Source organism: Streptomyces swartbergensis, from assembly GCF_002148965.1.
In the GTDB taxonomy this organism is placed as follows: Bacteria; Actinomycetota; Actinomycetes; order Streptomycetales; family Streptomycetaceae; genus Streptomyces; species Streptomyces swartbergensis.
On record NZ_NGFN01000785.1, the window covers coordinates 1 to 853 of the forward strand.

General features: G+C 71.7%; 1 protein-coding gene. It reads left to right on the top strand.

Translation table 11 applies throughout. The features are described from left to right. Window positions 1-6: 6 nt before the first annotated feature. Window positions 7-853 (top strand): DUF3533 domain-containing protein (locus tag CA983_RS44325; protein ID WP_086606172.1); only part of this gene is annotated, 847 nt, incomplete at its 3' end.

The following is an 853-nucleotide window of genomic DNA, read 5'->3' on the forward strand; positions in this document are numbered from 1 at the left end:
GGAGGCATGCCGCACCGCTCGTTCCGCGACGAGGTGACAGACGCCGTCACCCCGCGGGCCACCCTGCTCATCGTCGGCGTGATCGCACTCCAGCTCCTGTTCATCGCCTCCTATGTGGGGGCGCTGCACGACYCGAAGCCAAGGGACGTGCCCTTCGCGGTGGTCGCCCCCGGCGCCGCGTCGGAGCAGGCGGTAACCCGACTGGACCGCCTGCCCGGCTCTCCCCTGAACCCCCGCGCACTGCCCGACGAGTCCACGGCCCGGAGCCAGATCACGAACCGGGACATCGACGGCGCCCTGATCATCGACCCCACCGGCACCGACACCCTCCTGGTCGCCTCCGGCGGCGGCAGAGTCCTCTCCACCACCCTGACCACCCTCGTCACCACCCTGGAGAGATCAGAGAAACGCACATTCCGGACGGTCGACGTCATCCCATCGGCCACCCACGACCCCAACGGACTCTCCTCCTTCTACCTGGTGGTCGGCTGGTGCGTGGGCGGCTACCTGGGCGCCGCGGCCCTGGCCATCAGCGCCGGGGCCAAGCCGTCGAACCGCCAGCGCGCCGCGATCCGCCTGGCGGTCATGGCCCTGGTCGCGATCCTCGGCGGCCTCGGCGGAGCCCTCATCGCCGGCCCGATCCTCGACGCCCTCCCCGGCAGTACGGCAGCCCTGTGGGGCCTGGGCACCCTGATCATCTTCGCCGTGGGCGCGGCCACCCTGGCCCTCCAGGGCATCTTCGGCACGATCGGCATCGGCCTGGTCATCCTGCTGGTGGTGATCCTCGGCAACCCGAGCGCGGGCGGCGCCCTGCCCCCACCCCTCCTCCCACCCTTCTCGAAGGCCATCGGCC